14 protein-coding genes are annotated in these 17,346 nt (G+C 63.0%); 3 read left to right on the top strand and 11 right to left on the bottom strand.

The features are described from left to right. Positions 1-51 precede the first annotated feature (51 nt). The 10 genes from pdxJ to rpoE all read right to left on the bottom strand — a co-directional run bounded on the left by pdxJ (position 52) and on the right by rpoE (position 10,119). Positions 52-774, bottom strand: a complete 723-nt coding sequence (gene pdxJ / locus ACVWY1_RS07150) for a pyridoxine 5'-phosphate synthase (RefSeq protein ID WP_457378041.1) — start codon at positions 772-774, stop codon at positions 52-54. 62 nt (positions 775-836) lie between these two features. Continuing rightward, positions 837-1,520 carry a DNA repair protein RecO gene (gene recO / locus ACVWY1_RS07145; protein WP_102681613.1) on the bottom strand — a complete coding sequence of 228 codons (684 nt, stop codon included), beginning with the start codon at positions 1,518-1,520 and terminating at the stop codon, positions 837-839. A gap of 137 nt (positions 1,521-1,657) precedes the next feature. Beyond that, a complete protein-coding gene (era, locus tag ACVWY1_RS07140; protein ID WP_031315023.1) occupies positions 1,658-2,560 on the bottom strand; it encodes a GTPase Era in 903 nt (300 codons plus the stop codon). Continuing rightward, complete coding sequence (gene rnc, locus ACVWY1_RS07135; protein ID WP_023630413.1) at positions 2,553-3,242, bottom strand: ribonuclease III; 690 nt, start codon at positions 3,240-3,242, stop codon at positions 2,553-2,555. Before rnc ends, era begins: the two co-directional genes overlap by 8 nt. Before the next feature lie 160 nt (positions 3,243-3,402). After that, positions 3,403-4,257 carry a signal peptidase I gene (gene lepB, locus ACVWY1_RS07130; protein WP_110697764.1) on the bottom strand — a complete coding sequence of 285 codons (855 nt, stop codon included), beginning with the start codon at positions 4,255-4,257 and terminating at the stop codon, positions 3,403-3,405. A gap of 5 nt (positions 4,258-4,262) precedes the next feature. Continuing rightward, positions 4,263-6,062: a translation elongation factor 4 gene (lepA, locus tag ACVWY1_RS07125; RefSeq protein WP_038705563.1), complete on the bottom strand. Its 1,800-nt coding sequence runs from the start codon at positions 6,060-6,062 to the stop codon at positions 4,263-4,265. Positions 6,063-6,332: 270 nt separating this feature from the next. Further along, positions 6,333-7,739, bottom strand: a complete 1,407-nt coding sequence (locus ACVWY1_RS07120; RefSeq protein ID WP_371918089.1) for a DegQ family serine endoprotease — start codon at positions 7,737-7,739, stop codon at positions 6,333-6,335. A gap of 201 nt (positions 7,740-7,940) precedes the next feature. Beyond that, on the bottom strand, positions 7,941-8,903 hold the full coding sequence (locus tag ACVWY1_RS07115) for a MucB/RseB C-terminal domain-containing protein (RefSeq protein ID WP_457378020.1): 963 nt from the start codon (positions 8,901-8,903) through the stop codon (positions 7,941-7,943). A 12-nt stretch (positions 8,904-8,915) separates the two neighbouring features. Next, entirely contained in the window at positions 8,916-9,506 is a 591-nt protein-coding gene (locus ACVWY1_RS07110; protein WP_102681609.1) for a sigma-E factor negative regulatory protein, read from the bottom strand. 31 nt (positions 9,507-9,537) lie between these two features. Next, positions 9,538-10,119 carry an RNA polymerase sigma factor RpoE gene (gene rpoE / locus ACVWY1_RS07105; protein ID WP_010220971.1) on the bottom strand — a complete coding sequence of 194 codons (582 nt, stop codon included), beginning with the start codon at positions 10,117-10,119 and terminating at the stop codon, positions 9,538-9,540. 436 nt (positions 10,120-10,555) lie between these two features. Between rpoE and nadB the strand changes: the two genes are divergently transcribed. Continuing rightward, entirely contained in the window at positions 10,556-12,169 is a 1,614-nt protein-coding gene (gene nadB, locus ACVWY1_RS07100; protein ID WP_046856844.1) for an L-aspartate oxidase, read from the top strand. A 93-nt stretch (positions 12,170-12,262) separates the two neighbouring features. Here the strand turns inward: nadB and ACVWY1_RS07095 are convergent, their stop codons facing one another. Then, on the bottom strand, positions 12,263-13,225 hold the full coding sequence (locus ACVWY1_RS07095) for an NAD(P)H-quinone oxidoreductase (RefSeq protein WP_102681608.1): 963 nt from the start codon (positions 13,223-13,225) through the stop codon (positions 12,263-12,265). 144 nt (positions 13,226-13,369) lie between these two features. Between ACVWY1_RS07095 and ACVWY1_RS07090 the strand changes: the two genes are divergently transcribed. Together ACVWY1_RS07090 and ACVWY1_RS07085 are read left to right on the top strand one after the other, a co-directional pair. Further along, a complete protein-coding gene (locus ACVWY1_RS07090; protein WP_172670906.1) occupies positions 13,370-15,451 on the top strand; it encodes a carboxy terminal-processing peptidase in 2,082 nt (693 codons plus the stop codon). 108 nt (positions 15,452-15,559) lie between these two features. Beyond that, positions 15,560-17,317, top strand: a complete 1,758-nt coding sequence (locus tag ACVWY1_RS07085) for a bifunctional diguanylate cyclase/phosphodiesterase (protein WP_457378019.1) — start codon at positions 15,560-15,562, stop codon at positions 17,315-17,317. The last annotated feature ends 29 nt before the right edge of the window (positions 17,318-17,346 follow it).

Raw genomic sequence — 17,346 nt, 5'->3', positions numbered from 1 at the left:
TCCCACAGAAGCTCCAGCAAGCCTGTGGGAGGGACTTACCTCGCGATTGACTCAGCGCGAAGCGGTGACGATCAGCGCTTTCATCTCGGCCACCGCGGCCTTGAAGCCGACGAACAGCGCATGGGCCACCAGCGCATGGCCGATGTTCAGCTCGTTGATGCCCTTGATCGCGGCCACCGCCTCAACGTTGTGGTAATGCAGGCCATGACCGGCATTGACGATCAGGCCCTGGCCAACACCAAACGCCACGCCATCGACGATGCGCTTGAGTTCCTCTGCCACTTCGGTCGGTGTCTCGGCATCAGCGTAACGGCCGGTGTGCAACTCGATGGCCGGCGCGCCGACACGGCGCGAGGCCTGGATCTGCCGCTCGTCGGCATCAATGAACAGCGACACCTCGGCACCGGTGCGCGACAGGCGTTCGATAGCCGCCTTGATCCGCGCCTCTTGGCCGGCGACATCGAGGCCGCCTTCGGTGGTCAGTTCCTGGCGGGTTTCCGGCACCAGGCAGATATGCGCCGGGCGGATCTTCTCGGCGAAGGCCATCATCTCTTCGGTGACGCCCATCTCGAAGTTCATGCGGGTCTGCAGCACGTCCTTGAGCAGCAGCACGTCGCGCTCCTGAATGTGCCGGCGGTCTTCGCGCAGGTGCACGGTGATGCCGTCGGCACCCGCTTCCTCGGCGTCCAGGGCGGCCTTGACCGGGTCTGGATAGCGGGTGCCCCGGGCCTGGCGCAGGGTCGCCACGTGGTCGATGTTGACGCCGAGAAGCATGCGGTTGCTGTGAGTCACGAAGGGGCACTCCTGAAAGTTGAGGGCCACAGCATACGTCGTGCTCAGCGCTTGCGAAACAGTTCCCGGCTGACCAATGGCTTAGGCCCCAAGTGGACCGCCAGTGCCTGGCGCATCAAGCGCTTGGCGGCAAGCAAGGCGCCAGGCGCCTCCCAGTCGGCCTGGGCCAGGGCCAGCAGTTCGCCGCCCTTGAACAAACCGGGCTGGAACAGTTCGACCCGCTCAAGGCCCGCATCCACCTGCAGGCGATAAAGGCCTTCGGCGACCACAGGGCTGTCGTTGACGTCATGGTCCAGGGTGAAGGCATAACCCAGCTCATCCAGCAGGCGCCATTCGAAGGAGCGCAACAGCGGCTCCAGCGCACGCCCGGCGGCCAGGGCCTGCAAGGTCAGGGTGTAGTGCTCGAACAGCGCCGGATGCGGCGCCTCGGCGGGCAGCAGGCGCATCAGCAGTTCGTTGAGGTACAACCCGCTGAACAGCGCGTCACCGTGCAACCAGGCTGAAATACCGACGGCATCCAGACGGCCGACGTTCTTCAACTCGCCGCGCCCGCGCAGCTCCACCTCCAGCGGCACGAACGGCCGCACCAGGCTACCGCCCTTGCCCCGCGCCCGGCGCAGCACGGCGCGTACCTTGCCTTGCGGGGTAAGAAAGTCCACCAGCGCACTGGTTTCCTTGTAGGCGCGGCTGTGCAGCACGTAGGCCGGCTGGGGGGTGGGTTGTTCCATCACAGACCACTCGATATCGGACATGACTGTGGGAGCGGCGTTGAGGAGCCCGACTTGCCCCGCGTTCACCACCGCGAGGCAAGTCGGGCCGCCGCATCGCCGCTCCCACAGGAGCAGAGGCAGTGCCGCCGAAGGGTTTACAGGTCGCCGTAACCCAGCGAACGCAGGGCGCGCTCGTCGTCGGACCAGCCGCCCTTCACCTTGACCCACAGGTTGAGCATGACCTTGGAGTCGAACAGTACTTCCATGTCCTTGCGCGCCTCGGAGCCGATGCGCTTGATGCGCTCGCCCTTGTCGCCAATGATGATCTTCTTCTGGCCGTCGCGCTCAACCAGGATCAGCGCATGGATGTGCAGCACATGGCCCTGCTGCTTGAATTCCTCGATCTCCACGGTGATCTGGTACGGCAGCTCCGCACCGAGCTGACGCATGATCTTCTCGCGCACCAGCTCGGCGGCCAGGAAGCGGCTGCTACGGTCGGTGATCTGGTCTTCGGGGAAGAAGTGATCGTTCTCGGGCAGGTGCTTGGCGATCTGTGCTTCCAGCGCTTCGAGGTTGTGCCCCTGCTGCGCGGAAATCGGCATCACTTCGGCGTTCGGCAGCTGCTCTTGCAGCCACTGCAGGTGCGGGATCAGCTCGGCCTTCTCTTCCATGCGGTCGGTTTTGTTGACCGCGATGATCAGCGGGCCGGTCACGTACTGCACGCGCTCCAGCACCAACTGGTCCTCGTCGGTCCACTTGGTGCGGTCGACCACGAAGATCACCACGTCGACGTCCTTCAAGGCTGCCGAGGCGTTGCGGTTCATGTAGCGGTTCAGCGCCTTGTCGTTGGCCTTGTGCATGCCGGGGGTGTCGACGTAGATCGCCTGCACGTCACCCTCGGTCTTGATGCCGAGCATGTTGTGGCGGGTGGTCTGCGGCTTGCGCGAGGTGATCGCCAGCTTCTGGCCGAGGATGTGGTTGAGCAGCGTGGACTTGCCCACGTTGGGGCGACCGACGATGGCCACATAGCCGCAGCGGGTCGAAGTGTTCTCAGTCATTGCCATTCTCCACGCCCAGGGCGATCAATGCGGCGGCGGCGGCGACCTGCTCGGCGATACGCCGGCTCACGCCCTGGCCGCGGCTTTTCTTGTTCAGCAGGACCACTTCACATTCGACGAAGAAGGTCCGGCAGTGCGGTTCGCCCTGGATATCCACCACTTCGTAACGTGGCAACTCGCAGGCACGCGACTGCAGGAACTCCTGCAAGCGCGTCTTGGGGTCCTTGTTGGTGTCGACCAGGGTCAGGCCATCGAACTCGTCGGTCAGCCAGGCGAGGATTCGCTCGCGTGCGGTCTGCATGTCGGCGTCCTGGTAGATCGCACCGATGAGGGCCTCGAGAGCGTCGGCAAGAATCGACTCGCGACGGAAGCCACCGCTTTTCAGCTCACCCGAACCCAGGCGCAGGTATTCGCCCAGGTCGAAGCCGCGGGCCAGCCGCGCCAGGGTCTCGCCCTTGACCAGGCGGGCGCGAAGACGCGACAACTGGCCTTCACGCGCCTGCGGGAAGCGCTCGAACAGCGCCTCGCCGACCACGAAGTTGAGGATGGCATCACCCAGGAACTCCAGGCGCTCGTTATTGCGCCCGGCGTAGCTGCGATGGGTCAGGGCCAGCAGCATCTGGTCCTGATTCTTGAAGGTATAGCCGAGCTTGCGCTCCAGGCGTGCAAGGGAACCACTCATGGGGCGACCCCGGCAATGTTCAACGCGTTGTTCAAATCAACATCCTGAAAGACGGTTTGACTGTGGTCAGACGCCGGAAACGGCGAAAGCCTCGCTCCCTGAGAACACAGCCTATGTCAGAAATGCAATCGGCGCCGTCCGTGGACAGCGCCGTCGTTACTCAATGGATCAGCCCGACCCGCGACAGGTTCGGGAAGTGGCTGAGTTTCGGCTCTGGCCAGCTCATCCAGACCGCAAAGGCCTTGCCGACGATATTCCGGTCCGGAACCATGCCATGCAGTTCCTTGGGAATGTTCGGATCATCCCAGAAGCGGCTGTCGTTGGAGTTGTCGCGGTTGTCACCCATCATGAAGTAGTGACCGGACGGCACGGTCCACTGCTGGTCCGGCGGCATGCGATAGCGGGTCATTTCCTTGCGGATCAGGTGCTCGGCTTCACCGAGCTTTTCCTTGTACAGCTCGGCGCTGCCCAGGGTGCCCGGCTCGCTGCCGACCAACTGCTCGGCAATCGCCTGGCCATTGACGAACAGCCGCTTGTCGGCGGTGTAGCGGATCACGTCGCCCGGCAGGCCGACCACACGCTTGATGTAGTTGACGTTGGGGTCGCTCGGGTAGCGGAACACCATCACATCCCCGCGCTGCGGATCACCCACCTCGATGACCTTCTTGTCGATCACCGGCAGGCGAATGCCGTAGGAGAACTTGTTCACCAGGATGAAGTCGCCCACTTCCAGCGTCGGCTTCATCGACCCCGAAGGGATCTGGAACGGCTCGACCAGGAACGAACGCAGCACCAGCACGATGAACAGCACCGGGAAGAACGACTTGCCGTATTCAACCAGCAAGGGTTCCTTGTTCAGGCGTTCGACCACGGCCATTTCAGGCTGGCTGACGCTGCCCTGGTAGTTGGCGATCGCCGCCCGCCGGCGCGGGGCCAGGAACAGCAGGTCGATCAGACCCAACAGACCGCAGACAGCGACGGCGATGACGAGCAACAGCGGGAAATTTAGCGACATAGGACCTAGCTATCCAACCTGAGCACAGCGAGGAAGGCTTCCTGTGGAATCTCCACGTTACCTACCTGCTTCATGCGTTTCTTACCGGCCTTCTGCTTCTCCAGCAGCTTCTTCTTACGGCTGACGTCGCCACCGTAGCACTTGGCCAGTACGTTCTTTCTGAGCGCCTTGACGGTTGTCCGCGCAATGATCTGGCCGCCGATAGCTGCCTGGATCGCCACGTCGAACATCTGCCTAGGGATCAGTTCCTTCATCTTTTCGGTCAACGCACGGCCTTTGTAGGCGGCGTTGTCGCGGTGCACGATCAGGGCCAGGGCATCGACCTTGTCGCCGTTGATCAGCACGTCCAGCTTGACCAGGTTGGCCGACTGGTAGCGGTCGAAATGGTAGTCCAGCGACGCGTAGCCGCGACTGGTGGACTTGAGCCGGTCGAAGAAGTCCAGGACCACTTCGTTCATCGGCATGTCGTAGCGCACCTGCACCTGGCTGCCGAGGAACTGCATGTCGCGCTGCACGCCACGCTTCTCGATGCACAGGGTGATGACGTTGCCCAGGTGCTCCTGCGGCACGAGGATGGTCGCGGTGACGATCGGCTCGCGGAAGTCGGTGACGGACGAGACGTCCGGCAGCTTCGATGGGTTGTCGACGACGATGGTCTCACCGGTCTTGAGCTCGAGCTCGTAGATCACGCTTGGCGCGGTGGTGATCAGGTCCAGGTCGTATTCGCGCTCCAGGCGCTCCTGGATGATCTCCATGTGCAGCATGCCGAGGAAGCCGCAACGGAAGCCGAAGCCCAGGGCGTCGGAGCTTTCCGGCATGTATTGCAGCGACGAGTCGTTCAGGGTCAGCTTCTGCAGGGCGTCGCGGAAGTCCTCGAAGTCGTCGGAACTGACCGGGAACAGGCCCGCGTAAACCTGCGGCTGGATCTTCTTGAAGCCCGCCAGCATTTCGACTTCCGGGGTGCTGGACAGGGTCAGGGTGTCGCCCACCGGCGCACCATGGATGTCCTTGATGCTGGCAATGATGAAGCCCACTTCACCGGCTTTCAGATCAGCGGTCTGGGTGTGTTTCGGGGTGAACACACCAACGCTGTCGACCAGATGCACCTTGCCGGTGGACTTGACCAGGATCTTGTCGCCTTTCTTGACGCGGCCCTGGCGCACACGCACCAGCGAGACCACGCCCAGGTAGTTGTCGAACCAGGAGTCGATGATCAGCGCCTGCAGCGGGGCGTCGATCTCACCGGTCGGAGCGGGGATGGTATGTACCAGGCGCTCGAGCACCTCGTCGACGCCCATGCCGCTCTTGGCACTGCAAGCCACGGCGTCGGTGGCGTCGATGCCGATGATCTTCTCGATCTCGTCCTTGACGCGGTCCGGGTCAGCCTGGGGCAGGTCCATCTTGTTCAGCACGGGCATGACTTCCAGGCCCTGCTCGATGGCGGTGTAGCAGTTGGCCACCGATTGCGCCTCGACGCCCTGGCCGGCATCGACCACCAGCAGCGCGCCCTCGCACGCCGCCAGCGAGCGCGAGACTTCATAGGTGAAGTCAACGTGGCCGGGGGTGTCGATGAAGTTCAGCTGGTAGGTTTTACCATCCTGCGCCTTGTAGTGCAGCGTGACGCTGTGGGCCTTGATGGTGATACCGCGTTCGCGCTCCAAGTCCATGGAATCGAGGACCTGGGCTTCCATTTCGCGCGCCGACAGGCCACCGCACATCTGGATGAAACGGTCGGCCAGCGTCGACTTGCCATGGTCGATGTGGGCGATGATGGAGAAATTGCGGATATGACTCAAATCACTCACAGGTCAACACTCGAAAAGGCTGCGAGCCGGACGCCCGCCGAAAAATAGCCGGGAATTGTACCTCAAGCCGCAGGGATATGGGAGAACCCTTGTCACCTGCCTATCGGTTAGCGTGGGAGCGGTCTTACCCCGCGATGGCGTCCGATCAGTTGAAATTGTTGCCTGATCTGACAATATCGCGGGGCAAGCCCGCTCCCACGCAGGACCTTTACTCCTGCTTGCTCAAGAAAAAGGGCAGCCGAGGCTGCCCTTTCCTACCTTGCAATCCGCTTATTCAGCCAGTTTGAAGGTGATGAAGCTGGCACGCCCCTGGCGCAGCACGCGCATGGACACCGAACGGTTCTTCGGCAGTTCCTTGGCGATCTCGGTGAACTGCTTGGCCGAGGCAATGGCCTGGTTGTTCAGGTGGCTGATCACATCGCCCGGACGCAGGCCGATCATGGCCGCCGGGCCATCCTGGACTTCCTTGATGACCACCCCGCCCTTGAGTTCGAGCGACTTTTTCTGCTCGGCACTGAGGTCGGCGACAGATACGCCCAGACGGTTGCTGCTGCGCTCGGCGCTGCCATCGGCACCCGCACCCATGCCGATGTCGGCGTCATCCTCGGGCAATGCGCCGATGGTCACATCCAGGTTCTGGCGCTTGCCATTGCGGATGATCTCAAGCTTGGCTTTCTCGCCATCCTTCAGGCTGCCCACCAGGTGCGGCAGGTCGGCGGACATGACGATCGGCTGGCCATTCATGCTCAGGATCACGTCGCCCACCTGCAGGCCGCCCTTGGCTGCCGGGCCGTTTTCCAGGACCTGGGCCACCAGGGCACCGGCCGGCTTGTCCAGGCCGAACGACTCGGCCAGGTCCTTGTTGACCTCCTGGATCACCACGCCCAGCCAGCCGCGGCTGACCTTGCCGTCTTTCTTCAACTGGTTCGATACATCGATCGCCACGTCGATCGGGATGGCGAACGACAGGCCCATGAAGCCGCCGGAACGGGTGAAGATCTGCGAGTTGATGCCCACCACCTCGCCTTTCATGTTGAACAGCGGCCCACCGGAGTTGCCCGGGTTGATCGCCACGTCGGTCTGGATGAACGGCACATAGGTATCGTTGGGCAGCGTGCGGCCCTTGGCGCTGACGATACCCTTGGTCACCGAGTGGTCGAAGCCGAACGGCGAACCGATGGCCAGCACCCATTCACCGACCTTGAGCTTTTCCGAATCGCCCAGTTTGACGGTCGGCAGGTTCTTGCCGTCGACCTTGAGCAACGCCACGTCGGTGCGTGGGTCGGTACCCACCAGCTTGGCCTGCAGCTCGCTGCGGTCGGACAGGCGGACGATGATCTCGTCAGCGTCGGCCACCACATGGTTGTTGGTCAGCACGTAGCCGTCACTGGAAATGATGAAGCCCGACCCCAGCGACTGCGCCTCACGCTGGCGATCACCGCGCGGCGAACGCGGCTGCTGCGGCATGTTGCGCTCGAAGAACTCGCGGAACATCGGCGGCAGGCCTTCCAGGTCGGGCATCTGCCCGGCGGCGACACGGCGGTCCGGCAGCTTCTGCTTGGTACTGATGTTGACCACCGCCGGCGAGGCCTGCTCGACCAGGGTGGTGAAGTCCGGCAGGGACTCCTCGGCCTGGGCACTGAGCACCTGGCCGAGCATCAGCACGGCAGCGAACATCGATAGGTAGGTTTTCAAGCGTGGTATTGACATACGGCTCCCGTCACAACGAGCGTAGTTAGCAGTAAGGTTCCCGCAGACGCAGGAAAGGCCAGACTCCGAGAAGCCTGACCTATAGAAAATTTGCGGCAGGATTGCAAATGACAATGCCTTAATTTCATGTCAGCTCTGTGTAACAAGAGCTGTCAGGGCACTGCTCAGTCATTGACGCGCCTGGGCATCCTGGGCCCGCATCGACAAGGCGACACGCTCGGCAGTGCCCAGCGGAATCTCGCCGACCACCGTGACCATCACCTTGCCCTTGGGCGTGGTCAGGCGCCGCGACACTGCGACAGTAGGGCCGAGCTGGGCACGGGTGTCGATACCGGGCTCGTTGCCGATCGGCTCGAGGAACACCGAAAAACGGGCCAGGCCATCGTCATACATCAGGCTGCTGACGGTACTCTTGCGCTCGGGGTCGCGCCGCACCGAGCTGTTGACCAGCTCAAAACCCGGCGGCAACCAGTCGGAACGCCACCCGGCAGCGCTTTCGGAGGTGCCGGAGGCGACCTGTTCGACCGGCCTGCAGGCAGCACCGGCGCTGAGGTCGGCGTCGGTCGGCACGTCGTCGGTGTCCAGGCGGGTCATCTGGAAGCGCTCGAGCAACTGGCCCTTGTCGTTGAGCATCAACGAGCGTAGAGGCAGGCCGGTACGCCGATCCAGGTGCAATTCGAAGGCATAGCGATGCTGGTCACGCGGGGTGAGCGAGACAATCACCGCGTCGCGCCCGGCGACGCGTGACTTGCCTGCCACGCTCAGATCATACCAGCTCATCAGTTTCAGGGGATCGAGCACCCGCGCGGCAGTGTCCGGCGCGGCGCTCACGCTACTGACCAAGTTGCCACTGACGCACTGCACCTTGCCGTCGACCCGCACGATTTCCTGGGCCGAGCCGTCGAGCTGCAGCAGCCGCTCACTGACCTTGCCGTCCTGGACGCGATGCCAGATATCGTGGGATGAGAAACTGCCGTTACGTTCGTAGACGAAGGAACCCTGGTAACTCTGCTGCTCGGCCCTTGCCAGCTTGTTGAGCCACTCGCTCGCCTCGGGCGAAGAGTTGGCGGCCAGGGCCTGTACCGTCAGGCTGCTGCCAAGCAGCAGCGACAGGAGAGGTAGCGCGCGCATGATCCTCCTTACTTAGCGGTTTTCCAGGCTGGCGGCGCGGGCGTAAGGCAGCGCGGTTTCGTTGCCCTTCAGCGCGGACTCCTGGGCGTGCTGGCGCAGGTAGCCTGGCAGGCGTTGATCCCAGCCGGCCTGGTTCTGCAGCACACCGTTGGCCATCGGCCCGGTCGGTTGCTCGTTGCCTTCACTATAGCCTGCCAATACGGCCGGGCCTTGCACCTGCGGCATGCTCAGGCCCTGCTGGGCTGGCTGCTGGGCGGCCAGCTGGGCGCCAGTGATCTCGTCCTGGTTGTAGAAACGCACGCCCGCCAGTACGGCAACGGTCACCGAAGCGGCCACGGCCAGGCGGCCAATGCTGCGCCACGGGCCCTGCTTGACCTTGGCCGGCACGGCCTCGTCGGCCAGCGCCGCGGAAACCGCCGAGGCGATGTCCAGCTTGGGCAGCAGCAGCTCCTTGTGCATGGCTGCACGGGCAACCTGGTAACGCGACCAGGTGGCACGGGTTTCGGCATCGTCGACGGCGTTCAGCACGCGACGCAGTTCCAGTTCGTCCGCTTCGTTATCCATCACCGCGGACAGCGATTCCTGCAAAGCTTCACGACTCATGGCGGTTCCTCTCTTGGCTATCGCCGCTGTCTCAGGTTTCCTGCAACAAAGGCTGCAGGGCTTTGTCTATGGCCTCCCGAGCGCGGAAGATTCGAGAGCGCACGGTACCCACCGGACATTGCATGACACTGGCAATGTCTTCGTAACTCAGTCCGTCGAACTCGCGCAGGGTCAGTGCCGTGCGCAAGTCCTCGGGCAGTTGCTGAATGGTTCGATGGACAGTGCCTTCGATTTCATCCCGCAACAACGCGCGCTCTGGGGACTCGAGATCCTTGAGACCATGATCGCCGTCGTAAAACTCCGCATCCTCGGAGCTCACATCGCTGTCTGGTGGCCGTCTTCCACGGGATACCAGGTAGTTCTTCGCCGTATTGATGGCGATGCGGTACAGCCAGGTGTAGAACGCACTATCACCGCGAAAATTCCCAAGCGCACGGTATGCCTTGATGAAGGCTTCCTGCGCCACGTCCTGCGCTTCATGGGTGTCGTGTACGAAACGCACGATCAACCCGAGAATCTTGTGCTGATACTTCAGCACCAACAGATCGAACGCTCGCCTGTCGCCACGCTGCACGCGCTCGACAAGCTGCTGATCCTCTTCCTGGGTTAGCATGAACACTCCTCAGTGATCTCGAAGGAGCGTTGCAACAGCCATCGTTCAGGCTTGCAACCATAGACTCGGGCTTTTCGCAAAAGTTCTCCCCTCCAAGCAAGTTTCCTGCGGCCCTTGGTCGGCTCGCACGGAAGACGCAACGCGGTCACGGCCGGCTGCGCCGATAATCAGTTTTCGTTACGCAGGTGCCAGCCCAGAATAGAGCCGGCGCCTTGCGTCGCCGCAGCAACCTGTGGCGTACGGGCAGCCTGTATAGGATTTCCAGGGGTATCGGAAAGTTCCCACAAAGATCGCCACCCACCCGCAAGTGCCATTGGAAATCAGGCGCCCGGGGCTGCTATAAAGGCACCCCGACCCGGTTTCACGATAGTTTCACAATGCCATCGGCGCCCGACTATTGTGCCGTGCCCCCTCCAAAGATTACTAGTGTCCCGACATGAGCCAACAATTCCAACATGATGTCCTGGTGATCGGTAGCGGTGCCGCCGGTCTCAGCCTGGCACTGAACCTTCCCGGCCACCTGCGCATTGCCGTGCTGAGCAAGGGCGACCTGGCCAACGGTTCTACCTTCTGGGCCCAGGGCGGTGTCGCCGCGGTGCTCGATGACACAGATACCGTGCAGTCGCATGTCGAGGACACGCTCAACGCCGGTGGCGGCCTGTGCCATGAAGATGCCGTGCGCTTCACCGTCGAGCACAGCCGCGAGGCCATCCAGTGGCTGATCGAGCAAGGCGTGCCGTTTACCCGCGACGAACACTACAGCGTCGACGACGGTGGATTCGAGTTCCACCTGACCCGCGAAGGGGGCCATAGCCACCGGCGCATCATCCATGCCGCCGACGCCACCGGTGCCGCTATCTTCACCACGTTGCTGGAGCAGGCGCGCAAGCGGCCGAACATCCAGTTGCTGGAACAGCGCGTGGCCGTCGACCTGATCACCGAGCGGCGCCTGGGCCTGGACGGAGATCGCTGCCTTGGCGCCTACGTCCTGGACCGCAACACCGGCGAGGTGGACACCTTCGGTGCCCGTTTCACCGTGCTGGCCACCGGCGGCGCGGCCAAGGTCTACCTCTATACCAGTAATCCCGACGGTGCTTGCGGCGACGGCATCGCCATGGCTTGGCGCGCCGGCTGCCGGGTGGCCAACCTGGAGTTCAACCAGTTCCACCCAACCTGCCTGTACCATCCGCAGGCCAAGAGCTTCCTGATCACCGAGGCCCTGCGCGGTGAGGGCGCCCTGCTGCGCCTGCCCAACGGCGAGCGTTTCATGCCGCGCTTCGACCCACGTGAAGAGCTGGCGCCACGGGATATCGTCGCCCGCGCCATCGACCACGAGATGAAGCGCCTGGGGGTGGACTGCGTCTATCTGGATATCAGCCACAAGCCGGCCGACTTCATCAAGAGCCATTTCCCGACGGTCTACGAACGCTGCCTGACCTTCGGTATCGACATCACCCGCCAGCCTATCCCGGTGGTGCCTGCGGCCCATTACACCTGTGGCGGGGTAATGATCGACGAGCACGGCCACAGCGACGTGCCTGGCCTGTACGCCATCGGCGAAACCAGTTTCACCGGCCTGCATGGCGCCAACAGGATGGCCAGCAACTCGCTGCTCGAATGCTTCGTCTATGGCCGCGCCGCCGCCGCCGATATCGAGGCGCGCCTGGACCAGGTCGCCATGCCCCGCGCCCTGCCCTGCTGGGACGCAAGCCAGGTCACCGATTCGGACGAGGACGTGATCATCGCGCACAACTGGGACGAACTGCGGCGCTTCATGTGGGACTATGTGGGCATCGTGCGCACCAGCAAGCGCCTGCAACGGGCCGAGCACAGGGTGCGCATGCTGTTGGACGAAATCGACGAGTTCTACAGCAACTACAAGGTCAGCCGTGACCTGATCGAGCTGCGCAACCTGGCGCAGGTGGCCGAGTTGATGATCCGTTCGGCCATGCAGCGCAAGGAAAGCCGGGGCCTGCATTACACCTTGGATTATCCAGGGATGCTGCCTGAGGCCAGGGACACGATCCTGGTGCCACCGAACCACGAGTAAGGCCTGGACAGGCGCAGGAGCGCGCTTGCACCGCGAAGAGATGACAGCCTCTGTATCGTCATCGCGGCGCAAGCCCGCTCCCACGAACCGCCATCAAACGAGGGTTGGATCGATCACCAGCACCAGCTTCCCGGAAACCTGGTTGCTTGCCAGTTCCGCATAGGCCGCTTCGGCGAATTCGACCGGATAGGTATCGACCAACTGTGGCGACAGTCGCCCCTCGGCGAACAACGGCCACACCTGCTGGCGCAATTCGCGCAACAATTCGGCCTTGAACCCGTCATCACGGTTGCGCAGCGTGGAGCCGGTGATTTCCAGGCGCTTGCCCAACACCAGCGCCAGGTCCAGCTCGACCTTGCGTCCGCCCATCAGGCCAATGATCACCCAACGCCCGTCACGGGCCAGCAGCTGCAGGTTGAGCGGCGCATAACTGGCGCCCACCGGGTCCAGAATCACATCGAATGGACCAAGCTGCTTGAGATCATCGAGGTTGCCATTGCGCACCACGCCACCTGCGGCCCCCAGCGACTCACAGTAGGCCAGCCGCTCCGGCGAGCCGACGCTGACCCACACCGGGTTGCCGAAGGCCTTGCACAGCTGGATCGCCGCCGAGCCCACACCACTGGCCCCGGCATGCACCAATACCTTCTCGCCAGCCTTCAATGCCCCCAGCTGGAAGATGTTCAGCCAGGCCGTGGCATACACCTCGGGAATCGCAGCGGCTTCCTGCAGGCTCAACCCTTCGGGCACCGGCAGCACATGACGGGCGTCGACCACCACCTCCTCGGCCATGCCACCACCGGCGAGCAATGCACAGACCCGGTCGCCCACACGCCAATCGGCACCCGCTCCGACTTCCTCGACGACGCCGGCGCATTCCAGCCCCATATAAGGGCTGGCACCAGGAGGCGGCGGGTACAGCCCCGCCCGCTGCAGCAGGTCGGCGCGGTTCAGGCCCGCGGCAGCCACGCGGATACGTACCTGCCCGGCATCGCAGGCCGGGCGCTCGGCCTCGACCCACGCCACATGTCCGTCAACGCCTTGCAATGCCTTCACAGTGCCTCCATAGTTGAATCATATGACCGAGCCTGGGCACGCCAAGTCCCAGGCTTTTTGCAGTATGCGTCCGGCTCCGATGGAACCGGCGAACGGATAAGACGGCCTACTATGCGTGATCAATTGCCTCCACGTCGAATCAGCATGAAGCATTTCCTCCCCAGCACCGCCCTCGCCCTCATGATCGGCCTGGGCAGCCTCACGCTCGGTGGCAATGCGGCCGCCGCCAACAAGTGGGACAGCCTGCAGCCGGACCGCGACGAAGTGGTCGCCAGCCTCAACATCGTCGAGCTGCTCAAGCGCCACCACTACAGCAAGCCGCCGCTGGACGACGCCCGTTCGGTCATCATCTATGACAGCTACATCAAGCTGCTCGACCCTTCGCGCAGCTACTTCACCGCAGCCGACATCGCCGAATTCGACAAATGGAAGACCCAGTTCGACGACTTCCTGAAAAGTGGCAACCTCGAGCCGGGCTTCACCATCTACAAGCGTTACCTGGACCGCGTGAAGTCGCGCCTGGACTTCGCCCTGGCGGAGCTGGCCAAGGGTGCCGACAAGATCGACTTCACGGTGAAGGAAGACCTGCTGGTCGACCGCAAGGACGCCCCGTGGATGAAGAACCAGGCCGAGCTCGACGACCTGTGGCGCAAGCGCGTCAAGGACGAAGTGCTGCGCCAGAAGATTGCCGGCAAGGATCCCAAGCAGATCCAGGAAACCCTGACCAAGCGCTACAAGAACCAGCTGGCGCGCCTGGACCAGACCCGCGCGGAAGACATCTTCCAGGCCTACATCAACACCTTCGCCCAGTCCTACGACCCGCATACCAATTACTTGTCGCCGGACAACGCCGAGAACTTCGACATCAACATGAGCCTGTCGCTCGAAGGCATCGGCGCGGTGCTGCAGAGCGACAACGACCAGGTCAAGATCGTACGCCTGGTACCGGCCGGCCCGGCCGCCAAGACCAAACAGGTGGCGCCGGCCGACAAGATCATCGGCGTCGCCCAGGGCAACAAGGAAATGGTCGACGTGGTCGGCTGGCGCCTTGACGAAGTGGTCAAGCTGATCCGCGGCCCGAAAGGCTCGGTGGTGCGCCTGGAGGTCATCCCGGCCAGCAACGCGCCGAACGACCAGACCAGCAAGATCGTCTCGATCACCCGCGAAGCGGTCAAGCTCGAGGAGCAGGCGGCGAAGAAGTCGGTGCTCAAGCTCAAGCAGGATGGCCGTGACTACAAGCTCGGCATCATCGAGATCCCGGCTTTCTACCTGGACTTCAAGGCATACCGCGCTGGCGATCCGGATTACAAGAGCACCACCCGCGACGTGAAGAAGCTGCTCACCGAGCTGCAGAAAGAGAAAGTCGACGGCGTGGTCATCGACCTGCGCAACAACGGTGGCGGCTCGCTGCAAGAAGCCACCGAGCTGACCAGCCTGTTCATCGAGAAGGGCCCGACCGTGCTGGTGCGCAACAGCGACGGGCGCGTCGACGTGCTCGAGGACGAGAACCCCGGCGCCTTCTACAAAGGCCCGCTGGCACTGCTGGTCAACCGCCTGTCGGCGTCCGCCTCGGAAATTTTCGCCGGCGCCATGCAGGACTACCACCGTGCGCTGATCATCGGTGGCCAGACCTTCGGCAAAGGCACCGTGCAGACCATCCAGCCGCTCAACCATGGCGAACTCAAGCTGACGCTGGCCAAATTCTACCGGGTCTCCGGGCAGAGTACCCAGCACCAGGGCGTGCTGCCGGACATCGCCTACCCGTCGATCATCGACACCAAGGAAATCGGTGAAAGCGCCCTGCCTGAAGCCATGCCGTGGGACACCATCCGTCCAGTGGTCAAGCCTGCCTCCGATCCGTTCAAGCCGTTCCTCGCCCAGCTCAAAGCGCAGCATGAAGCGCGCAGTGACAAGGATGCCGAGTTCGTTTACATCCGCGACCGCCTGGCACTGACCCAGAAGCTGATGAACGAGAAGACCGTCAGCCTTAACGAGCAGCAGCGTCGCGCCCGCCACGACGAGATCGAAGCCAAGCAGCTGGCGCTGGAGAACATCCGGCGCAAGGCCAAGGGCGAAGAGCCGCTCAAGGAACTGAAGAAAGAGGACGAGGACGCCCTGCCCGCCGAGCCGGACGACACCAAGCCCGAGGACGATGCCTACCTGTCCGAGACCGGTCGCATCCTGCTCGACTACCTGAGCCTCAGCACCTCGGTGGCCAAGCACTGAAGTGATGGCAAAATAATGTGACCTGTCATCAAACAGTCATCGGACTGTCGTGAAATGGAAGGGCCGAACGTGCAAGCGTTTGGCCCTTTTCAATTCAGGAAGCAGTCCATGACCGTCACCGAACAGCTCAGCGCATTGAGTGCCATCCTGGCTCAACGCAGCATCCACTGTCTGTTCCAACCCATCGTCTGCCTCTCCGAACGGCGCATCCTCGGCTATGAGGCCCTGAGCCGCGGCCCCTCCAACAGCCCTTTGCACTCACCCCTGAACCTGTTCGCCATCGCCCGCCAGGCCGGTCGCCTGGGTGAACTGGAAGTGCTGTGCAGGGAAACCGCCTGCCGACGCTTCAGCGAGCTGAATCTGGCGGGCCAGCTGTTTCTCAACGTCTCGCCCGAGTCCCTGGTAGAACCCAACTACCCTTCCGGGCGCACCCTGCAAATGCTCGAACAGGTCGGCCTGGCCCCCAGCCGGGTGGTCATCGAACTGACCGAGCAGACGCCCACCGAAGACTTCCAGCTGCTGTACAACGCCCTGCACCATTATCGCGACATGGGTTTTTCCATCGCCCTGGATGACCTGGGTGCTGGTTACTCCAGCCTGCGACTGTGGTCGGAGCTGCGCCCGGACTACGTGAAAATCGACCGCCATTTCATCGACGGCATCCACCAGGACCCGCTCAAGCGTGAGTTCGTCGGTTCGATCCTGCAGATTGCCCGTGCTTCCCGTGCCCAGGTGATCGCGGAAGGTATCGAGTTGGGCGAGGAACTGGCGATACTGGGTGACATGGGCGTGGACCTGGTCCAGGGCTACCTGCTGGGGCGCCCCCAGGAGTTTCCCCCGGGGGACAGCCTCGGCCTGCTGCCCCCGGCGCCGGATACCGCCGTGGCGCTGGACGAGGACAGCAGCGATCTCAGCGCCCTGCTCATCCTGCAACCCTCGGTCACGCGCGATACTCCCATCCAGCAGGTGCTCGAGGCGTTCCACCGCCAAGCCAACCTCAATTCGCTCGCAGTGCTGGATGAACGTGGCAAACCCTGTGGCATCGTCCACCGCCATTCACTTGCCGACGCCCTGCTCAAGCCTTTTGGTACCGACCTGTTCGCCCGCAAGCCGATCAGCCGGTTGATGAGCCAGGACTTTCTCGCCGTCGAGCGCAGCCAGTCGCTGCAGCAGGTCAGCCGGCTGCTTACCAGCCGCGCCCGCCAGCGTATCGAGGAAGACTTCATCATCACCCAGAGTGGGCGTTACCTGGGCCTGGGGCGGGTGATCGACGTACTCAAGCTGATCACCGAACAGAAGATCCAGCAGGCCAGGCACGCCAACCCACTCACCCTGCTGCCCGGCAACGTGCCGATCCAGCAGTGCCTGGCGCGCCTGCTGCTGCAACGGCGCGAGGCCGCCGTATGCTACGTGGACATCGACAACTTCAAACCCTTCAACGATATCTATGGCTATGCCCGTGGCGACGAAGTGCTGCTGTGCCTGGCGCAGTGCCTGAGCGACTGCGTCGACCCCAGCAGGGATTTCGTCGGCCATATCGGTGGGGATGATTTCATGCTGGTATTGGGCTCGGCAGATTGGCGAGCGCGGCTTGAACTGCTACTGGAAGCATTTGCCCGGCAATGTCGGCGCTTCTACCGCGGTGAACACCTGGAGGCCGGATGCTTTATTGCCCATAACCGTCAGGGTCAACGGGAAACCTTCGAACTGCTGTCGCTGTCGATCGGCGTGGTCTGGCTCAAGTCTGGAAGCTGCGCCGGGCTGGATGCCGGCCAGTTGGCCGAGCTCGCCTCACAGGCGAAAAGAAAGGCCAAGGAAACCGGCGGGGCGAGCCTGAGCCTGATCGACACAACGGTACTGGAGTAAACCCTGGCAGGCTCCGGCAACCGCTACCG

This window comes from Pseudomonas sp. TE6288 (assembly GCF_054062095.1).
This window is presented reverse-complemented; position numbering and strand designations above follow the sequence as displayed.